The sequence below is a fragment of the Bdellovibrio reynosensis genome, from assembly GCF_022814725.1.
In the GTDB taxonomy this organism is placed as follows: domain Bacteria; phylum Bdellovibrionota; class Bdellovibrionia; order Bdellovibrionales; family Bdellovibrionaceae; genus Bdellovibrio; species Bdellovibrio reynosensis.
The window spans coordinates 2,648,005-2,666,390 of the sequence record NZ_CP093442.1 but is presented as its reverse complement, the minus strand read 5'-3'; the positions used below and the strand labels follow the sequence as shown (position 1 = coordinate 2,666,390).

Below are 18,386 nucleotides of genomic sequence, written 5' to 3'. Positions count from 1 at the left end.
CTAAGGGATAAATCATGATTCAATGCCCGCGCTGCGGAATTCAAGTCACGGAATTACACCCTGTTGACCCGGATTTAATCACAAGACTCCAGGCTTCAGGAGAAACGAATTTGCCACCGCAAGTTTGTGCGGGTTGTATTTCCGATATGCGCAGAACCGTTGCGACAAGCAGCGGGGGCGTATTGATGCAGCAAGAGCGCGCCAAAGAACAACATCGCTTGCAGCTTTGGAAAAGTCGCGTGATGTTGATTAAAAAAGCTCGCGCTTCGATGACCCAAAAAGGTTATTCCGACGCCGCTTTAAATTACGAAAAATATCTCAAAATTTTGGACATCGTATTTGAAGTTAAAAAAGGGGATCGCTTAAAACCCGAGGCCTTTAAAGAAAGCGCACGAACGACTGAGCTTACTGTAGTAGCTTCAGTGTATTGGGATTTGTTGCGGATTTATGATACCAATGAAAAATACGCTGATCGCATGATGAATGCGGCTAAGCAATTGGCTGTATTTATACAATTCACGCCGATCTATCCGGATATTATTAAAAAAGCAGAATCATTTTCTAAGACCGCTAAGAATCCCCACGTCGTAAAACAGTTCTTAAAAATGTCGGATAAGGAACGCCCTCGTTGTTTCATCGCGACAGCAGCCTTCGAAGACGGTCAAGCCCATGAAGTTATGCAGCTTCGTGAATTCCGCGATTTCACTCTTCGCAATTCCAGTTTAGGCAGAAAATTCATTGCGAATTACTATAGGATTTCCCCGCGCATTGCATGCTTACTGGATAAGCATCCCCGTCTAAAACCCGCAGTCAGAGCAGCTCTCCGTCTTTTGATTAAATGCGTTAGCTAAGTTGTGGGCTGTTTTGAGGCTTGCAAAGATCCCGCATCTTGAGGGAAGGTATTTGCATGGCTCATATCTATGATTACGCAATTATTGGAAGTGGATTAACTGGTCTTAGCATCGCGGCAGCACTTAGTCGCGAAACTAAAAACATCGCGCTGATCGAAGCGATGGATGTTCCAAATGGAGTTAATAAAAAAGTTAATTTCCCAACCGGCCCGATGAACAATGGACTTCGCTTTGTTCCTGATTCCGTTCTTTCTGAAAAGGCAATGCGCTTTTTAGAAAATCTTTTGGGCCAGCCAGTGATCGCCGATGTTTCTGAAGAAGCACCTATCACTTACGAAGCTGGTGGCTTTAAAACTTTCTTGGGCTTTGGAGAAAATCCACCGGCATTTTACGAAGAGCTTGCTTACTTCACAGGTAGCAAGCGCATTGATCTAGCTTCAGAGCCACACCAGTGGACTCAAAGCTTATTTGAAAAATTTAAAGGCGACTTCTTGCCTCGCTCTTACGTGACTAAGTTCCACAAAGAAGATCAAAAGGTTACTCACATCACGATCAATGGATCTAAAACTTTGCACGCACAAAACTTTATTTTTGCGGGCACTGTGAAAGACCTTGGTGTTTTGCTTCCAGAAGATTCAATTTCGATTCGCGCCAGAACTAAGTTATCAAAAAATACTTACTGGACAGCTTTGTGCTTGGATCTTTGCCATAGCAAAGCTGTGACTGAATCAAAGGCGATGCACGTATTAAATGGCACTACTCAAGATGAAATCGGACCTTGCGTAGGACGCTTCTTGCAAGCCAATGAAGTTGAAGGCCAAACACTTCAATCTTCTCAATGGATGACTTTCATTGAAAATGAAGTCACTGAAGACAGTGAAGTGATTGGTTTAGCACTTAAGAAAATCAAACGCCAAATCAAACGCGCTTACCCTGAAGCTCTTGACGGTTTAAAACTTGAAAGAATTTTCGTTGCGCCAATTATCGCTGGTAACGGTGACATTAAACTTAAGGCGAACATGACGATCCCAGAGCTTGAAAACCTTTGGATTGCTTCACCAACAGTTCACGAACAAAGAAATCTTGTGGGTGCGCTATTGCAAGCTGAAACGATCGTAGCTTCTTTGGGTTTCCAAGTTGAAGCGCCTGTACCAGAAACAGTTGTCGAAGTAAACGAAGCTCCTGCAGAAGCAGTTCTGTAAAAATCAAAAAAAATGTTTTTAAAGATAAAGGCGGCTCGGAAAAGTCGCCTTTTTTATTTTACGGTTTCCAGAGGCAGATGAAACGAAAACGTAGTGCCCGTGCCTTCTGTGCTTTGAACGCTAATATTACCGCCCATAAGCTCAATCAGGTTTTTTGAAATCGTAAGCCCCAATCCAGAGCCACCATATTTTCTAGCAACAGATGGGTGTCCTTGCTGAAAGGGTTGAAAAAGTTTTTCCATATTTTCTGCGCTAATTCCTCGGCCCGTATCACAAATATCCCACTGATAGCTGCCATCTGAATTTTTAGTCACATCAATTTTTACTTTGCCTTTTTCAGTGAACTTCACAGCGTTACCAACAAGATTGATCAGCACCTGACGAAGACGATGGGAATCGCCCCGCGCCAGAATATGCATGCTCGAATCTAAATTCAGTTCCAGATCTAATTTCTTTTGCATGCAAGTCACCATGAACATGCGATGCACATCTTCATGCAGCTCTTTGAAACTGAAGTTGTGCCTATCAATTTGCAAAAGCCCGTTTTCGATTTTGGAAATATCAAGAATATCATTAATCAGATGAAGTAAGGATTCAGAACATCGATTGATTGTGTGAACGTATTCTCTTTGCTCTTGATCTAACGAGGTATCGCGCAAGATGTCTGAAAAACCGATAATACTGCTCAGTGGCGTGCGAATTTCGTGACTCATGTTATTCAGAAATTTTGATTTAAGAAGTGAGGCTTGATCAGCAGCTTCTCGCGCGCTCATCAGCAAAAACTTCGAATGGGCCATTTCTAAAAGTTCAGAACGTATGCGCTGAATTCCCAATGACATGATAGCGCATTCAAAAACCACCCAAAGAGTATTTTCTAACCAGCGCCAATCCGTTCCCGAAGAAGCACCATAAACAGTCATCGGCAGGAACACGCCGCGAAGAATGCTATCGGCAACGATGATGGAGCAAGCGACCCATAAAATCTGCAGATCCTTATAAAAAGAAAGAGCAGCCAGTGAAACAAAGACATGGAAATGGGTTTCAGCTCGACCACCCGTAAGAAAAATAAGCAGGATTGAAAAGCACATCTGAGCCACAGTAATGACGTTGCGAGTGACTTTTTCTCCCGGTGCAAACCATGAAAAATAAAAAGCTGGTAAAGCCAGAGCCGCACCTAAAGCGGCACCGATCAGGCCCCCCTCAGTAGCTGAAACAGACGCCGAAAGCCACGTCTGAGGAGCCACCAGGCCGCCCAGCAAAATGCAGGCAAGCCATTGAATTAACATCAGAAATGAAAAAGCCCTATCTACCCGATAAGCGATCTCTCGATTTTGATCTGAAAATATTTGTAGGACCCCAGGGTGGTTTTTCTGGATGCTCATGTGCCTCTTATCCAGAGAATTTATCGGCATCGACATGGTGCAGCTTAAACTTTTGTAAGGAGATTATTTCGTTCTGTAATCCCCGTGCACCAGAATGAAACAACCCAAAGACTGCTTGCGTCCTATGTGTCGCTATGATATCCCCAAACTCCAACAATAAAGCACTCCCAGGCATTAACTGGTCCCCCAAAGTACTGAAACAGGGGGTCTTCCGGCGAAAAAAAGAAGCTGGCTCTACCTGAGAGGACGTTTAACCAGAAAGGAAGTACTACCATGGCTCAAGTAACCATGAAAGAAATGCTAGACGCTGGCGTCCACTTCGGACATCAAACACAGCGTTGGAACCCAAAAATGAAACCTTATGTTTACACAGCTCGCGGAGGCATTCATATCATTGACCTTCAAAAGACTGTTGTACGCGCAAACAAAGCTGCTGACTTCGTAAAAGAAATCGCTGCTAACGGTGGTCGTTTGATCTTCGTTGGAACTAAGAAGCAAGCTATCGAGCCAATCATTGAAGCGGCTCAAAAATGCGGTCAGTACCATGTAACTAAGCGTTGGTTGGGTGGCATGATGACGAATTTCGAAACGATCAAATCATCTATCGATCGTCTTCGCAAAATCGACACCATGAAAGAAAAAGGTGAATTCAATTACCTTACTAAAAAAGAGCGCGCAAAACTTGAAAAAGAATACCTTCGTTTGACTGATTTCCTTTCAGGTATCCGTGAAATGAAAGAAATGCCATCTGCTATGTTCGTTGTGGATCTTCCAAAAGAACACATCGCAGTTGCTGAAGCTAAACGCTTGGGTATCCCAGTTGTTGCTATTGCTGACACGAACTCTGATCCAGAGTCTGTTGAATACGCAATCCCAGGTAACGACGATGCGATCCGTTCTATCAAATTGTTCGCTAACCTAGTTGCTGATGCTTATCTTGAAGGCGCGAAAGAGTGGGAAGGCAAACTTCGCACTATGACTGATAAACAGTCTGACGTTGCTAAAGAAGCTAAAGCTGAAGGTAAAGAAGAAGCTCCAAAACGTCGCGGTGCAAGACCTGCTGGCGGTAAAGAAGCTCCTAAGAAATCAGCTGGTCCTGCAGTTGTTAAAGCAACTAAAGGTCGTAAACTTGTTGCTGCTGGTACAGCAGAAGAAGTTGAAATCCAAGCTGAGCTTGAGCAAGGCGAAAAATCTGACGACTCTGCTGAGTAGTCAGAATATTCAACAGAGGGTGGCCCTAGCCACCCTTTGCTTTGTTGTCCCTCTTTGATTTTGATCTTTATATTTCCAATGTATTTAAAGGAGCCTTCCTTATGTCTATTTCCGCTAATCTAGTAAAAGAACTTAGAGAAAAAACCAGCGCTGGTATGATGGATTGCAAAAAAGCTCTAGAAGCTACTTCTGGTGACTTTGATGCTGCTGTTGAATGGTTGCGCGTAAAAGGTCTTTCTTCTGCTGCTAAAAAAGCTGACCGTATCGCTGCTGAAGGTACTGTGGCTGCTCAAGTTACTGGTAACACAGGTGTTGTTGCAGAGATCAACTCTGAAACAGATTTCGTGGCTCGTAACGATGGTTTCAAAAACCTTGTTGCTGACGTTGTTAACCACATCGCGAATTCAAACGCGACTGGCGAAATCTTGGAACAACCTTTCCACAAAGATTCTTCTAAAAAAATCGGCGATGTTTTGAAAGAAGCTATCGCGACTATCGGTGAAAACATCGTTATCCGTCGTTTTGAAAAATACACTGCGACTGCGACTAGCCTTGTTCACACTTACATCCACGGTGAAGGTAAAATCGGCGTTATGATCGAAGTGACTGCTTCTAAACCAGAAGCAGTAAGCAATCCTGAGCTTAAAACTTTCGCTCAAGACGTTGCTCTTCACATCGCTGCGATGAACCCAATGGCTATTTCATCTGCTGAAATCCCAGCTGATGTTGTTGCTAAAGAAAAAGAAATCCTAGCTGCTAAGAACCTTGAGTCTGGCAAAAAACCTGAAATGATCGAAAAAATCGTTGAAGGTCAAATCCGCAAGTTCTTGGCTGAAAACTGCCTAGTTGACCAAGCTTTCGTAAAAAATCCTGACTTGAAAGTTAGCGATCTTGCGAAACAAGTTGGTGGCAAAATCGGTGCTGACGTTGGCGTTAAACGCTTCGTTCGTTTCGAACTTGGCGCTGGTATCGAAAAGAAATCTAACGATTTCGCAGCTGAAGTTGCTGCTCAGATGAAAGGACACTAGTTTGAAAGAGCCTGTTTACAAACGTATTTTGCTAAAGTTAAGTGGTGAAGCTCTTGCTGGTAAGCAAGGGACTGGAATCAACACTGCGGTTATTAAACAAATCGCTGTGGATGTAGCAGAGGCGTACAAAGCAGGCGTTCAAATGGGTATCGTTATCGGTGGCGGTAACATCTATCGTGGTGTTGCCGCTTCTGCTGAGGGCATGGATCGCGCAAGTGCTGACTATATGGGTATGCTTGCGACTTGTATCAATGCTTTGGCTCTTCAGGACGCCCTTGAAAAAGAAGGCGTTCCAACACGAGTGCAAACTGCCATTGAAATGGCAGAAATTGCAGAACCTTATATCCGTCGTAAAGCCATCCGCCATTTGGAAAAGGAACGTATCGTTATTTTCGGTGCTGGCACTGGAAATCCATTCTTCACTACTGATACGGCCGCTTCACTTCGTGCGATGGAAATCGGCGCACAAGTGATTATGAAAGCCACAAAGGTTGATGGCATTTACGACAAAGATCCAAACAAACACAGCGACGCTGTTAAGTTTGAAAAGATCAGCTACATCGACGTGCTTAACCGCGGTCTGCAGGTGATGGATTCAACAGCGATCAGCATGTGTATGGATAATAAACTTCCAATTATTACTTTTGACCTTACTCAGCCAGGCAACATCCTGAAGGCTGTTCAAGGTGAAAACATCGGGACTCTAGTTCACTAGCAATCGCTTTGCGTAACTGGACACTCAAAGGAGACAACTATGGCAATCGCTGATGTAAAAAAGAATGCTCAAGCTAAGATGGATAAAAGTGTTGCGGCTTTAGGTGAAGAACTTAAAAAAATCCGCACAGGTCGCGCTCAGGTTTCTATGCTAGATAATATCCGCGTGAACTACTACGGCACTCCATCTCCACTATCTCAAGTTGCTTCAATCTCTACCCCTGACGCAAAATCATTTTTGATCGCGCCTTGGGAAGTTTCTATTCTTAAAGATATCGAACAAGCGATCATCAAGTCTGAACTTGGCATGGCGCCAATGAACGACGGTAAAGTGATCCGTTTGAAAGTTCCAGATTTGACTGAAGAACGTCGTAAAGACTTGGCAAAACAAGTTAAGAAAATCGCTGAAGAGGCTCGCGTTGCCGTTCGTATGGCTCGTCGTGATGCCAACGAAGAAGTTAAAAAACTTCAAAAAGATAAAGCTATCAGCGAAGACGAAGGCAAAAAAGGCGAAGCTGACGTTCAAAAACTGACTGACGATTATATTAAAAAAGTCGATCAAGTTGCTGACGAAAAAGAAAAGTCGATTTTGACTATCTAGTTTGCTTATTCAGTTCGGGACACGATGACGCTACCTAAACACATTGCTATTATTATGGACGGAAATGGCCGCTGGGCTCAGCTCAAGGGCCGTCCGCGCACGTTTGGACATGTCAAAGGGACTCGTGTCGCTAAAAAGATCATCACTGCGTGTTCTAAAAAGGGTATTAAAAATCTGACCCTTTACGCTTTCAGTACCGAAAACTGGTTTCGTCCTCAGGCCGAAGTCAGTTTGTTAATGACGATTCTTCGCCGTTACTTAAAGCGTGAAACTGAAAATCTGATCAAAGAAAATATCCGCTTCTCTGTTATCGGAGATCTGTCGCGTGTTCCAAAAGACGTGGCAGAAACAATCGGTAAATCCATTGAAGCGACTTCCAAATGCACAGGCTTAAACCTTGTTTTTGCTCTTAGTTACGGGTCTCGCCAAGAGATCACGGAAGCTGTGCGCTCGATCGCTGCCCGAGTTGAGGCTGGTGAATTATCCGCTGATGAAATTGATGAATCCGTTATCAATTCTAGCCTAAGTACTTACCCTACTCCGGATCCTGATTTGATCATTCGCACGAGTGGCGAGCAAAGATTGTCTAATTTCTTAATGTGGCAAGCTGCATACTCAGAATTTTATTTTACTGATATACTGTGGCCTAACTTCACTGAATCTCACCTTGATGAAGCCCTACACGCTTTTTCAGGGAGACAACGCCGATTTGGCAAGGTCTCTGCGAATGACAACTTGGAAAAGTTTCCTAACTAGAGCTACTTCCGCAATTATTGCCCTTGCACTTATCATCGGACTTTATGTCACGCTTGCCGTTGACGGGATTAAAATCGCAGTTTGTCTTATTGTTGCCATTGGCGCCTATGAACTTTTAGGAATTCTTTTTAAAAATGAAAATTCAAAGTTCTTAAAATATTTTTTCTACGTTCTGTCTTTAGCAGTTTTTGCCGCTTCTATTTCTTCGCTCAGTGTTGGCTCATTGGCATTTTCGTTAAGTCTTATTACTTACATCATCGCGGTGCTTTTAGTTTCACACAAACAAGGTGAGCTGAATTCAATGGCCACTTACTGCGCTAAAGGGGCCTTGGGACTATTCTATATTGGCCTATTGCCTTCTTTTGCTTACAGAATTTTAGAACATAACAACGGCATTGCTTGGTTTACTTTCTTGTTGGCTGTTGTGTTTGCTGGCGACACCATGGCCTATATTTTTGGCGTCCTTATTGGCCGACATAAAGTTATGCCGTCAGTATCTCCGAAAAAAACTTGGGAAGGTTCGATCGGCGGAACCGTAGGTTCTTTGCTTGCAGCGGTTATCTGTTGGTTAGCAATGTTCCCAGAAGTTTCCCTTACGCCACTATTAATATTGGCAGCTCTTGCGGGCTTTGCTGGGCAGTTTGGTGATTTCTTTGAATCATTATTAAAACGAGTCTCTGATGTGAAGGATTCTGGGAAAATCATGCCAGGTCATGGTGGCGTCTTAGACAGAGTCGACGCGGTCCTGTTCGCAAGTCCTGTGATTCTTTCAGGAATATTAATTTTGTCTCATCTTTTGTCGTAAGCAAAAAGTCGAGCCCGTTTGCATAAACACTTTTATTTTGTAGCTCGTCTGACTTCTGCCATCTAGAATATTTGAATGAATATTTTTTCTTACTTTCAACAAGGTTTGTCTGCAATCGTTCCATTTGTCATTTTGCTCGGGATCCTAATTTTCGTTCATGAGCTTGGACACTTTCTTGTCGCCCGTTGGTGCGGAGTAAGAGTTGAAGTATTCAGTCTTGGGTTCGGCAAAAAACTTTTGAAATTTAAAAAAGGCGACACGACCTATGCACTTTCACTAATCCCACTGGGTGGCTATGTGAAAATGTTTGGCGAACAAGGCGCCGACAATATTCCGGAAGAAGAAAAGAAATATTCATTCACCCACAAGAACGTCTGGCAACGTATTGCAGTCGTTTTAGCGGGTCCTTTGATGAACTTCTTTTTTGCGATTTTGATTTTCTTCACGGTCGCGATGGTTGGTGAAGATGCTAAAACGCCGGTTGCCGGTGATGTGACTGCAAGTTCTCCTGCCTATGCAGCGGGTTTCAGATCTGGAGACAAAATTGTTTCTGTAAATCAAAAACCAATTTCAACTTGGGAAGATTTGCAAAAAACCATCAGCTTAAAAGAAGCTCAAGATTTGCGTCTTGATGTTGTGGTTGAGCGTGAAGGTACTAAAGAGGTTGCGCAATTTGCGATGGATACAAAACCAGAGCGCAATCCAAACGTGCTTAGCAATTTTGATTATATCGCGAACATCGATGGCTTAAGTCCTTATTCTGCTGGGACAACAGTGGGAGTTTTACCTAATTCCCCTCTTCATGCTTTGGGTTTGAAAACCGGCGATACACTGACTTCGATCAATGGACAAAAAGTAAGTTACTGGCGTCAAATTGAGCCTCTATTAGCTAAACTAAATGCTAAAGAGACTTTGACGATTGAAGCCATGGGCGTTCGTGAAGGTGATAATACTGAAAAGCCGCTGACAGTGACGTTGGCTCCGCTTGAGTCGATGAATTCATTCACGATGCAAGGTTTGGGTTTTGAAAGTTCTGAACTTTACCTAAGCAAAGTTCTTGAAAACTCTCCAGCGGAAGCTGCTGGCTTACGTTCAATGGATCGTTTGGTTTCTATCAACAACGTGACTTTGCAAAAGTGGGAAGATGTTATTAGCAACATCAAATCTTTTGACGGAAAAAATCCGGTGGATCTGGTTGTTCTTCGTAACGGCGAAAAATTGAATCTTAAAATCACGCCAAAAATGACGACACAAATGACGGCTGCGGGAACTGAAGAAAAACGTTATACAATTGGCATTTCGCCAATTGCTAACATCGCTGTTCCTGAATTAATGACTGTCAAAGCTGCTGGCGTGGGCGAAGCCTTGGTTCGCGGTACGCAAAAAACTTGGGAAGTATCAGTCATGACTGTGATGAGTTTTGTGAAACTCTTCCAGGGAATGATTTCTCCGAAAAATATCGGTGGTGTTATTTCCATCGGTCAGGCTGCGAGCGAAACATTTAAAATCGGTTTAACTCAGTTCTTACAGATGATGGCTATCATTTCTGTGAACCTTTTCATCCTGAACTTGATGCCGATCCCAGTACTTGATGGTGGTCACCTTGTGTTCTACATCATCGAAGTGGTAAAGGGTGCCCCGCTTAGCATCAAGAAAATGGAAATTGCACAGCAGGTAGGTCTAGCTCTGTTGATGAGCTTAATGATCTTTGCCTTGTTTAACGACTTTACTCGTCTATTAGGATTATGAAAATACTAGCTATGGAAACCAGCACTCTGCTTGGTGGAGTCGCTGTGGTTATTGATGGAAAAGTTGCCGCAGAAGAAACATCACTGCGGCAAAAATCCCATAGCGAAATCATCAGCCCCTTTGTTGCTAATTGTTTAGAAAAAACTCAGTTAAAACTAGAAGATATCGATGTGTTCGCAGTCGGCCAGGGTCCAGGTAGTTTTACCGGTATTCGCGTGGCAGCCAATGCGGGTAAGTCATTTGCTTATGCTTATTCTAAACCCATGGTCACCATCGATTCCTTGATGCTTCTAGCTCAGCAAGCTAAAGACTGTGGCAAACCGGTGCTGGCAATTATTAATGCTTACAAAAACATGGTTTACACAGGTCTTTTTGATGTCAGTGGTGAGGAACCAAAATATCTAAAAGGTCCTGAAGCGATCCCCGTCCGTGACTTGAAAAATCATATTAACACTGACTGCCTAGTCGTGGGTGATGGTTGGGAAGCTTACCATGAGTACTTTCCTGAAGAATTAAAACAGAAGTTTACCCGAGACGAAAACTTTCCAGATCAAGCGTTGCCTTCCACTCTTGGCATCATGGCGGAAGCCAGAGCAAAAAAGGGTCTAACCTTGGACTGGAATTCATTTGTGCCTCTTTATATCCGCGCGTCTGAAGCCGAAGAGACAAAAAAAGGAATACTCATCTCTCCGCTGAAATAAGGATGCATCGATGGAACGAGATCTTCACAAACTCTATCTTGAAACTGTTGACCAAACTTCGCACACAGAAAAAAACTGTGATACGAAGCTTTGGGTTGTTGCTTCCGGCAAAGGTGGCGTTGGTAAAACGTTCGTTTCTTCAAGCCTGGGTATTACTCTTTCTAAACTAGGTCATTCAGTTGTCATCGTCGATCTGGATTTAAGCGGCGCCAATGTTCATACTTCTTTAGGTCTTTCACCTTCCCACATGAACATCAGACATTTCTTTGAAGGTTCTAAAACTTTGCAAGAGCTGGTAATTCCGACTCCGTTCCCACATCTTTCTTATGTTCAAGGATTCTGGGATTCATGGACTCCGACTGATTTCTCATATTCTCAAGTTCACGGACTATTGCCTGAATTAAAAAAGCTTCGCGCTGATTATGTGATCGTGGATATGGGTGCTGGCGCTTTGGAACCGCACTTAGAGTTATTCAAAGCTGCTGATGAGAAATTCCTTATCACTTCACCAGAACCAACAAGCATCGAAAAGACTTACCGATTCCTGGAAGCTTTCGTGTGCCATACTTTAAAAGAAAATTCGACGCCAGACGCCTTTGGCACAATGATTTCAACTTTAAGAAATCATCGTCAACGTACACTTGAGAAGCCTTTTTCTTTCCGTTCTTATTTAAAAGAGCAAAGTGGAATTCAGTATAATTTCTTTGAAGCGCTTTCAGAAAAGCCAGTTCGCTTGGTTGTGAACTCCGCTCGTTGTCCAAAAAACTCTGATTTAGGACATGCGATGAAGAGTGTTTGTGTTAAATACTACGACCTTGGTATTGATTTCTTGGGGGCGATCGACTTCGACAACGCTGTGTGGCAGTCAGTTCGTACGAGAGAGCACGTTCTTGTAGCGCAGCCATTTACTCCACTTGCGGGACAATTTTTAACTACCTGCAAACAACTTATTGATCCGGAAGAGCTTCGCGCCGTAGTATAATATCTAGGATGCAAGCAACGACTAGATATAACTATTACGAGATTCTTGAGCTACCAGCAAACGCGCCTCAACACGAGGTGACGGTAGCCTATGATCGCGCTCGCAGCACCTATTCTGGCGACAATCCAGCTATCTATACAATCTTCTCTGAACACGAAGCTCGAGAGCTTTTGGTTTTGATTGAAGAAGCTTACCAAGTACTAGGTAATAAGATTCTTAGAAATATCTATGATCAACGTTTGCGTAATGGTCTTTCTTCTTTGAATGACCTTACTTATGCTTCGATTTTAGAAGCCAGCAAACAGATGTATCCAGAACCTAAAGCGGATAAGTCAGTACCAGCTTATAAAAAAGACGAAGCTTTTGAAAAAGAAATCGCAGCTCAGGCTAACTGGGATGGCGCTTTACTTAAAAAAGTTCGTGAATACAAAAATCTTACAGTTCAAAAAGTCAGCGAAATCACGAAAATCAATTCCTACTATGTCACGGCGATTGAAGCTATGGATGCAGGAAATCTTCCGGCTGTGGTTTTCGTTAGAGGTTACGTAGTGCAAATGGCAAAAGCACTGGGCCTTGATGACAAAAAAGTCGCTGATTCTTATATGAAGAACTTCAAGAACGGTCTTGGAAAATAAAGATTCAACTCAAAAAATAACCGTCACTGCTTCTGCAGATATGGATGGCTTGCGCCTTGATAAGGCTTTGGCATTAGTTGCAGAAGTAGGAACTCGTTCGCGTGCCAGTCACTTGATCGAAAATTCTTTAGTCACACTTAATGGCAAGATCGCTAAACCTTCAGTGGCCGTGAAAGAAAACGATCTTATTCAAGTCACCCTTCCGCCCCCTGTTTCTTCTGAATTGCAGAAATTTGATCTTAAGCTTGATGTGATTTTTGAAGATGATGATTTATTAGTGATCAATAAACCTGCGGGCCTTGTGGTTCACCCGGCGGCTGGACATGCGCAAGATACTTTAGTGAATGCATTGCTTGCCCATACAGATGATTTATCCATGAAGTTTGGCGAAGAACGCCCCGGCATTGTTCATCGACTTGATAAAGAAACTAGTGGTTTGATTGTTATTGCGAAAAACGACCAAACCCATGAAGCACTCACCGCGCAATTTAAAGAGCGCAGCACTCACCGTATTTATTACGCAGTTTGTATTGGAACTGCTAAAAATCTAAGTGGCTCAATTAGAAGCTTCCTTGCACGCCATCCTCTTGATCGCAAAAGATATGCCTCTGTATTGGGAAATGACAAAAAACCACTTCAAGATAAAGACGATCCACCTTCTATTGGTAAATGGGCTGTCACTCATTACGAAGTACTGCACAGAAAAAGTGGGCTTAGTTATTTAAAATTGAAATTAGAAACAGGTCGCACCCATCAGATCCGTGTTCATCTTTCTGAAAATGGACTTCCGATTGCTGGCGATGCCTTGTACGGTGCTGATAAAAAGGTTAAGAACGTGGAAGCAAAAAACACCCAGGAAGATTTAAAAAGTTTAACTCGCTTTCTGCTTCACGCCGCCGAATTAGGGTTTACTCATCCCCGCACAAAAGAGAGAATGTCATTTAAGCAAGATTGGCCTGAAGACATTCAAGGCTATTTGAAAAAATGGGGACTGCAATGAACATAGAACAAACCCAATACGGATACGAAGTGCGCACAGAGCACATCACCGTATTTTTAGGGGGAGTTCATGCGCAATTACCAAAACTTGCAGAAGCCTATCCTGATTTTAAACTAACGCGCCTAAAACAGATTCACAGTGATGCGGTTGTTGAAACCAAAGACCACGCACTTGATTATCAAGTCATTGCTGATTCGCATTTTACAAAAGAAAAAGGCTTGGCTTTATGTGTGATTACCGCCGATTGCGTGCCTATTTTCTTTTATGATCCTGCGACAAATTTAATTGCTGGCGCCCACGCCGGATGGCGTGGAGTTGCTTCAAGAATCATCCCAAAGACAATTCAGAAAATGATTCAACTGGGAAGTTTTCCGCAGAATTTGCAGGTCATCGTCGGTCCTCATATTCAAAAACAAAGTTTTGAAGTTGAAAACGACGTGCGCGATCAGATTCTTTCCAGCCTGGGACCTTTGAGTCCTTCGGAACGCGCTTCCTATTTTGAAGAAACTTCTGCAGGCAAGTGCCGGGTGGATCTTAGTGAGGTTGTGAAGACTCAGCTTCAGCAAGAGGGTCTTGATCTTGATAAGGTCTTTAATCTGCACATCGATACTGTGACCAATCCCGATTTTCATTCTTACCGTCGCGACAAAGATAAATCCGGCAGGCAAATCAGCTTTATCTGCCGCACCCAATGATCCTTCCCCAGGAATTCTATTTTGAAGACACCACAAAAGTTGCAAAACAGCTTTTGGGTAAGGTTTTAAATATTAAAACTAAGGACGTAAAGTTTCGTGCAAGAATCACTGAAGTAGAAGCCTACTTAGGAGTAGAAGATCCCGCCTGTCACACGTTTGGCGACAGAAGAACACCACGCGTTCAATCAATGTACTTAGATGGTGGACACTCTTATGTGTACTTAATTTACGGTATGTACTATTGCCTTAACTTCGTGACCAGAACTCCTGACCATCCTGAAGCTGTGCTGATACGCGCAGTTCAGCCCTTTGAAGCGGATGCAAAACCGAAAAGAAAAGATCTTACCACCAACGGCCCCGGGAAATTGTGCCGTCGGTATGGAATTACCAAGGACCATGATGGTTTGCGCCTGTGGAAAAAGAACTCACTTTTGTATGTAAGTGATGACGATTTTAAAGTGAAGAATCAAGACATCGTCGCCACAACCAGAGTGGGGGTTGATTATGCGGGCGAAGCCGCGCAGTGGCCCTTAAGATTTTACATAAAAGACAATCCTTATATCTCTCGTAAATAGACAAATCACAGTTTCATCTCAAGACTTACGTTTTAGGTTTTTAAATGTGAAAAGCGGATAATTTTTAGCTTATGAAAAAAGTGAAATAGAATCCCGACTTGAGATTTTTGACTGCTGCAATTTGTTTGTAGAATTGCTAACATTTAAAAACATGAAACAAATGATAACTCAGGTCCAGCACGGGGAAAAATTTAATACAGCTTCACATGCAGTCGGTGCTTTCCTTGCGTTAATGGGTTGCGTGCTTTTACTTTTTCTAGCCGCACAAAAACAAGATACCTGGAAACTTTTTTCGTTCACAGTTTATGCGTTAACGACAGTGGGGCTTTACTGCATTTCTACGATCTATCATGGTTCCCGCGCCGAAAAAAAAGAGTTTTATCGCAAGCTTGATTACATCGGCATTTATTTGAAAATTGCTGGTAGCTATACTCCGTATGCGATCCTTGCTTTGCGAGGTACCACCGGGTGGATTATTCTTGGTGTGGTGTGGACGCTCGCAGTTCTAGGTATCATGTGGGAGGTCGTTGTATCTCCAAAAAATAGAACCCCATCACTATTGCTTTACGCGGTGATGGCTGCAACAGTTGCGCCTGCTTTAAAACATTTAATGGATGCAATTCCACCGATCGGATTTGCGTTGGTATTAGCCGGTTTTATTTCCTATGGAATCGGTATGATCTTTTTCCTTAACGACGAAAAAATCAAACACGGCCATGGCATGTGGCACTTGTGCGTGATGGCTGGAACTGGTTTTCAGTACCTTTGCTTATTAATGTATATCGCTTAAGTTTATACCAGATACACCTTTAGAAATTTTAAGGATTTGTTGTGCCATTAAATAATCCTATTACCGCTAGCGAAATCCATGCAATTTTAACAACAGAAGGTGTTTTACAAGACCCCATCTGTGCTAGAGGATATCAGCAGTTTCAGGTTTTAAATCTTTTCTTGGACACCTTAGTAAAAAAAGATTCTAAAAAAGGTATTGTCAGCGGAATAGCACAAAGCTGGAAAATTTCTGCGGATCAAAGGACCTATACTTTTTCTTTATCCGAACAGGCGCATTTTCATAATGCTGAACCCATTTTCGCACAAGATGTTGCTTTCTCATTGAGACGACATCTTGATGAAAATTCAAAATCCGTAGTGGCAAGCTATCTACGAAATGTTTTAGATAAAATCTTAGTGATCGATAATCGAACTGTCGAATTTTGTCTTAAAGGTGCTTACCCCGCGTTTTTAGAACTACTATCACTTCCTGGATTCGGGATCATAAGCCATCAATCTACTTCAAATTATGTCATTGGATCAGGGCCCTATGAATTCGAACCTAGCGAAACAAAAACTTGGTGCTTAAGAAAAAGTCGTACCTATCCCTTTCCTACTTCAAATATAGACCGCTACTATTTTAAGATCGAAAGAGATGTGGATCTTACTGTAGATGCTTTAAATTCCGGCAGAGCAAACCTAGCAATGGGATCCCCTCTTGAGGTGGCTTTGGCAAGAAATCTAAAACCAGAGTATAAAAGTCATCCAACATTCAGTTTGGTCACCACTCACATTATCCTTAATCATAACAATACATTTCTGAAAGACTTTGCGAATAGAAAATTAGTGGCCGACGTTGCCCGTTTTGTCCGAGATACCCAGAATGTATTAACTAAGTTCGACGGAATTCTAGATACATATCTACCTAACGGTATAATGCCTGAATCTTATTATGCTAAATCGGCAGCGACTACCCATCTCCCAAAGCTTCAACACAAACAGAAAATTAAAATTGTTTTTCCGTACGGAATATTTCTTTCTTCCGCCGTCGAAAAGATAGTTAAAGGCTATGAAGACGCGGGGTTTGAAGTTAATCATATAAATGTTAAGGGCAAAGAACTATCGACGCCTATGCAAGAGGGTGACTTTGATCTTATTTTTATCCCCTATCAGGGGGTTATACCCGACCCCGACGGGTATTTAGATATTCTTGGTTCATTACTGGCTAAGGCAAATCTTCCGACTTTTGATCTTTTAAAAAATCTTTCTGAAGTTCGATTTACCGAAGATAAAAAGGACAGATTAGAAAAATATAGTACCTACCTGCAAGATTTTGAAAAAAATCTTCATGTAATACCTTTTAGTCAAAACAGCATCCCGATTGTTTGCAAAAATAATATTAAAATCCCTGATTTAGAGTATTCGTATCATCTAAATTTACGCGATTTGAATATGAGCGATGAAGAATAGTTTACTCATGATATGCCTGCAAAAAGCATAGCTTTATCTTTTCGGCTCATCGTTAGCTAGTGCATATATACACAAAGACAGCCTGACTTTGCATTGTTAGCCTGCTGCTATGGTTTCATCAGAAGAATGGCATGACCTTGGCGAAGTTGCTGAATTAAGCAAGCGTCCGCTGCAGCAAATTGAAGTAGCTGGTAAAAAGATTGCTCTGGTTTTTAAAGACGGGCAATTCAGTGCAATTTCTGGTGTTTGCAATCATGTCGGCGGACCATTGGGTGATGGTTGCCTTGAAGGTGATTACGTCGTCTGTCCTTGGCATTATTATAAGTTTCACTGGAAAACAGGTGAAGGTGAACCTGGTTTTGAAGAAGATCGCGTACCAACCTTTCCTGTAAAAACCGAAAACGGCCGCGTGTTATTAAGTTTAAATCGCCTTACGACACGTAATCATAAATTTCATGAACCTATGCACTTGGCGCGAAAACCAGAGAGGGCCCCAGGTCCGCTTCGGGTTGCTGGAATTTCTACCACAGCTATGGATTTAAAATATCCCCGTCCTTCGACTTCAGAGATGCTGTTGGAATCTTCTTTGAAACATGCAAAATTTCTGGGATTTGATACTCATTTGGTTAAACTGCGTGAACTTAATTTCAGGCACTGCGAGGGATTTTATTCAAAAAGTTCACATGCCTGTATTTGGCCCTGTTCGATCACGCAGCTTGATCCTAACGATCAGTTGGATCAAGTCTATGAAGATCTGGTGCATTGGGCAGATATCATACTTATTGCCACACCGATTCGTTGGGGTTCCGCCAGTGCGCTTTATTTTAAAATGGTCGAACGGCTTAACTGTATTCAAAATCAAATCACCATTCATAATAATCAGCTTATCTGCAATAAAGTTGCGGGATTTATTATCACTGGAGGCCAAGACAATGTTCAGGCGGTTGCTGGCAGTATGATGGGATTCTTCTCTGAATTAGGTTTTCACCTGCCTCCGTTTCCATTTATCGCCCACTCTTTAGGGTGGAGTATGGAAAACATGGAACACAACGTCCGTTATGTTCAGCAAAGCAAAGTTCTCGTAGATGCTACAAAGGATTTGGTAAATCGTTGTGCTACTTTATCTCATTCATTGATAGCTGCGAATGCACCGGGCACACTGCAAAACCGCGCAGGAAGGAAAGCCTTCAACACCCGGGACCATGAAGACGATCCCAATTTAAATTCGCAAATTTGAAAGGGAGCCTTTCAGCTCCC

General features: G+C 42.6%; 19 protein-coding genes. 18 read left to right on the top strand and 1 reads right to left on the bottom strand.

What is annotated here, in order from left to right; translation table 11 throughout:
* Positions 1-14: 14 nt before the first annotated feature.
* On the top strand, positions 15-851 hold the full coding sequence (locus MNR06_RS12520; protein ID WP_243536573.1) for a CFI-box-CTERM domain-containing protein: 837 nt from the start codon (positions 15-17) through the stop codon (positions 849-851).
* 56 nt (positions 852-907) lie between these two features.
* A complete protein-coding gene (locus MNR06_RS12515; RefSeq protein ID WP_243536571.1) occupies positions 908-2,053 on the top strand; it encodes an FAD-dependent oxidoreductase in 1,146 nt (381 codons plus the stop codon).
* A 53-nt stretch (positions 2,054-2,106) separates the two neighbouring features.
* Here the strand turns inward: MNR06_RS12515 and MNR06_RS12510 are convergent, their stop codons facing one another.
* Positions 2,107-3,435 (bottom strand): sensor histidine kinase, encoded by a 1,329-nt coding sequence (locus MNR06_RS12510; protein ID WP_243536569.1) that lies wholly within the window; start codon positions 3,433-3,435, stop codon positions 2,107-2,109.
* 273 nt (positions 3,436-3,708) lie between these two features.
* On the opposite strand from MNR06_RS12510, the gene rpsB reads away from it, so the two are divergent.
* The 16 genes from rpsB to MNR06_RS12430 all read left to right on the top strand — a co-directional run bounded on the left by rpsB (position 3,709) and on the right by MNR06_RS12430 (position 18,366).
* The gene (gene rpsB, locus MNR06_RS12505; protein ID WP_243536567.1) at positions 3,709-4,647 is read left to right on the top strand and encodes a 30S ribosomal protein S2; all 939 of its coding nucleotides are present in this window, start codon (positions 3,709-3,711) and stop codon (positions 4,645-4,647) included.
* 101 nt (positions 4,648-4,748) lie between these two features.
* A complete protein-coding gene (tsf, locus tag MNR06_RS12500) occupies positions 4,749-5,675 on the top strand; it encodes a translation elongation factor Ts (RefSeq protein WP_243536565.1) in 927 nt (308 codons plus the stop codon).
* Between the two features lies 1 nt (position 5,676).
* Positions 5,677-6,390, top strand: coding sequence for a UMP kinase (pyrH, locus tag MNR06_RS12495; RefSeq protein ID WP_243536563.1), 714 nt, complete (start codon positions 5,677-5,679; stop codon positions 6,388-6,390).
* Between the two features lie 39 nt (positions 6,391-6,429).
* Complete coding sequence (frr, locus tag MNR06_RS12490) at positions 6,430-6,990, top strand: ribosome recycling factor (protein ID WP_243536561.1); 561 nt, start codon at positions 6,430-6,432, stop codon at positions 6,988-6,990.
* A gap of 24 nt (positions 6,991-7,014) precedes the next feature.
* A complete protein-coding gene (locus MNR06_RS12485) occupies positions 7,015-7,746 on the top strand; it encodes an isoprenyl transferase (protein WP_243536559.1) in 732 nt (243 codons plus the stop codon).
* Positions 7,718-8,551, top strand: a complete 834-nt coding sequence (locus tag MNR06_RS12480; RefSeq protein WP_243536557.1) for a phosphatidate cytidylyltransferase — start codon at positions 7,718-7,720, stop codon at positions 8,549-8,551. Before MNR06_RS12485 ends, MNR06_RS12480 begins: the two co-directional genes overlap by 29 nt.
* Positions 8,552-8,626: 75 nt before the next feature.
* Positions 8,627-10,300 (top strand): RIP metalloprotease RseP, encoded by a 1,674-nt coding sequence (gene rseP / locus MNR06_RS12475; protein ID WP_243536556.1) that lies wholly within the window; start codon positions 8,627-8,629, stop codon positions 10,298-10,300.
* Positions 10,297-11,001 (top strand): tRNA (adenosine(37)-N6)-threonylcarbamoyltransferase complex dimerization subunit type 1 TsaB, encoded by a 705-nt coding sequence (gene tsaB / locus MNR06_RS12470; RefSeq protein WP_243536554.1) that lies wholly within the window; start codon positions 10,297-10,299, stop codon positions 10,999-11,001. The genes rseP and tsaB overlap by 4 nt, the downstream gene beginning before the upstream one ends.
* Before the next feature lie 10 nt (positions 11,002-11,011).
* A complete protein-coding gene (locus MNR06_RS12465) occupies positions 11,012-11,983 on the top strand; it encodes a P-loop NTPase (protein ID WP_243536552.1) in 972 nt (323 codons plus the stop codon).
* Between the two features lie 8 nt (positions 11,984-11,991).
* On the top strand, positions 11,992-12,618 hold the full coding sequence (locus MNR06_RS12460) for a helix-turn-helix domain-containing protein (protein ID WP_243536550.1): 627 nt from the start codon (positions 11,992-11,994) through the stop codon (positions 12,616-12,618).
* Positions 12,608-13,618, top strand: a complete 1,011-nt coding sequence (locus tag MNR06_RS12455) for an RluA family pseudouridine synthase (protein ID WP_243536548.1) — start codon at positions 12,608-12,610, stop codon at positions 13,616-13,618. The genes MNR06_RS12460 and MNR06_RS12455 overlap by 11 nt, the downstream gene beginning before the upstream one ends.
* Positions 13,615-14,313, top strand: a complete 699-nt coding sequence (gene pgeF / locus MNR06_RS12450) for a peptidoglycan editing factor PgeF (protein WP_243536546.1) — start codon at positions 13,615-13,617, stop codon at positions 14,311-14,313. The genes MNR06_RS12455 and pgeF overlap by 4 nt, the downstream gene beginning before the upstream one ends.
* Positions 14,310-14,888 (top strand): DNA-3-methyladenine glycosylase, encoded by a 579-nt coding sequence (locus MNR06_RS12445; protein ID WP_243536544.1) that lies wholly within the window; start codon positions 14,310-14,312, stop codon positions 14,886-14,888. The genes pgeF and MNR06_RS12445 overlap by 4 nt, the downstream gene beginning before the upstream one ends.
* 151 nt (positions 14,889-15,039) lie before the next feature.
* Positions 15,040-15,678 (top strand): PAQR family membrane homeostasis protein TrhA, encoded by a 639-nt coding sequence (gene trhA / locus MNR06_RS12440; RefSeq protein ID WP_243536542.1) that lies wholly within the window; start codon positions 15,040-15,042, stop codon positions 15,676-15,678.
* Between the two features lie 41 nt (positions 15,679-15,719).
* The gene (locus MNR06_RS12435; RefSeq protein ID WP_243536540.1) at positions 15,720-17,129 is read left to right on the top strand and encodes an ABC transporter substrate-binding protein; all 1,410 of its coding nucleotides are present in this window, start codon (positions 15,720-15,722) and stop codon (positions 17,127-17,129) included.
* Between the two features lie 109 nt (positions 17,130-17,238).
* Positions 17,239-18,366 (top strand): Rieske 2Fe-2S domain-containing protein, encoded by a 1,128-nt coding sequence (locus MNR06_RS12430; protein WP_243536537.1) that lies wholly within the window; start codon positions 17,239-17,241, stop codon positions 18,364-18,366.
* Positions 18,367-18,386 lie beyond the last annotated feature (20 nt).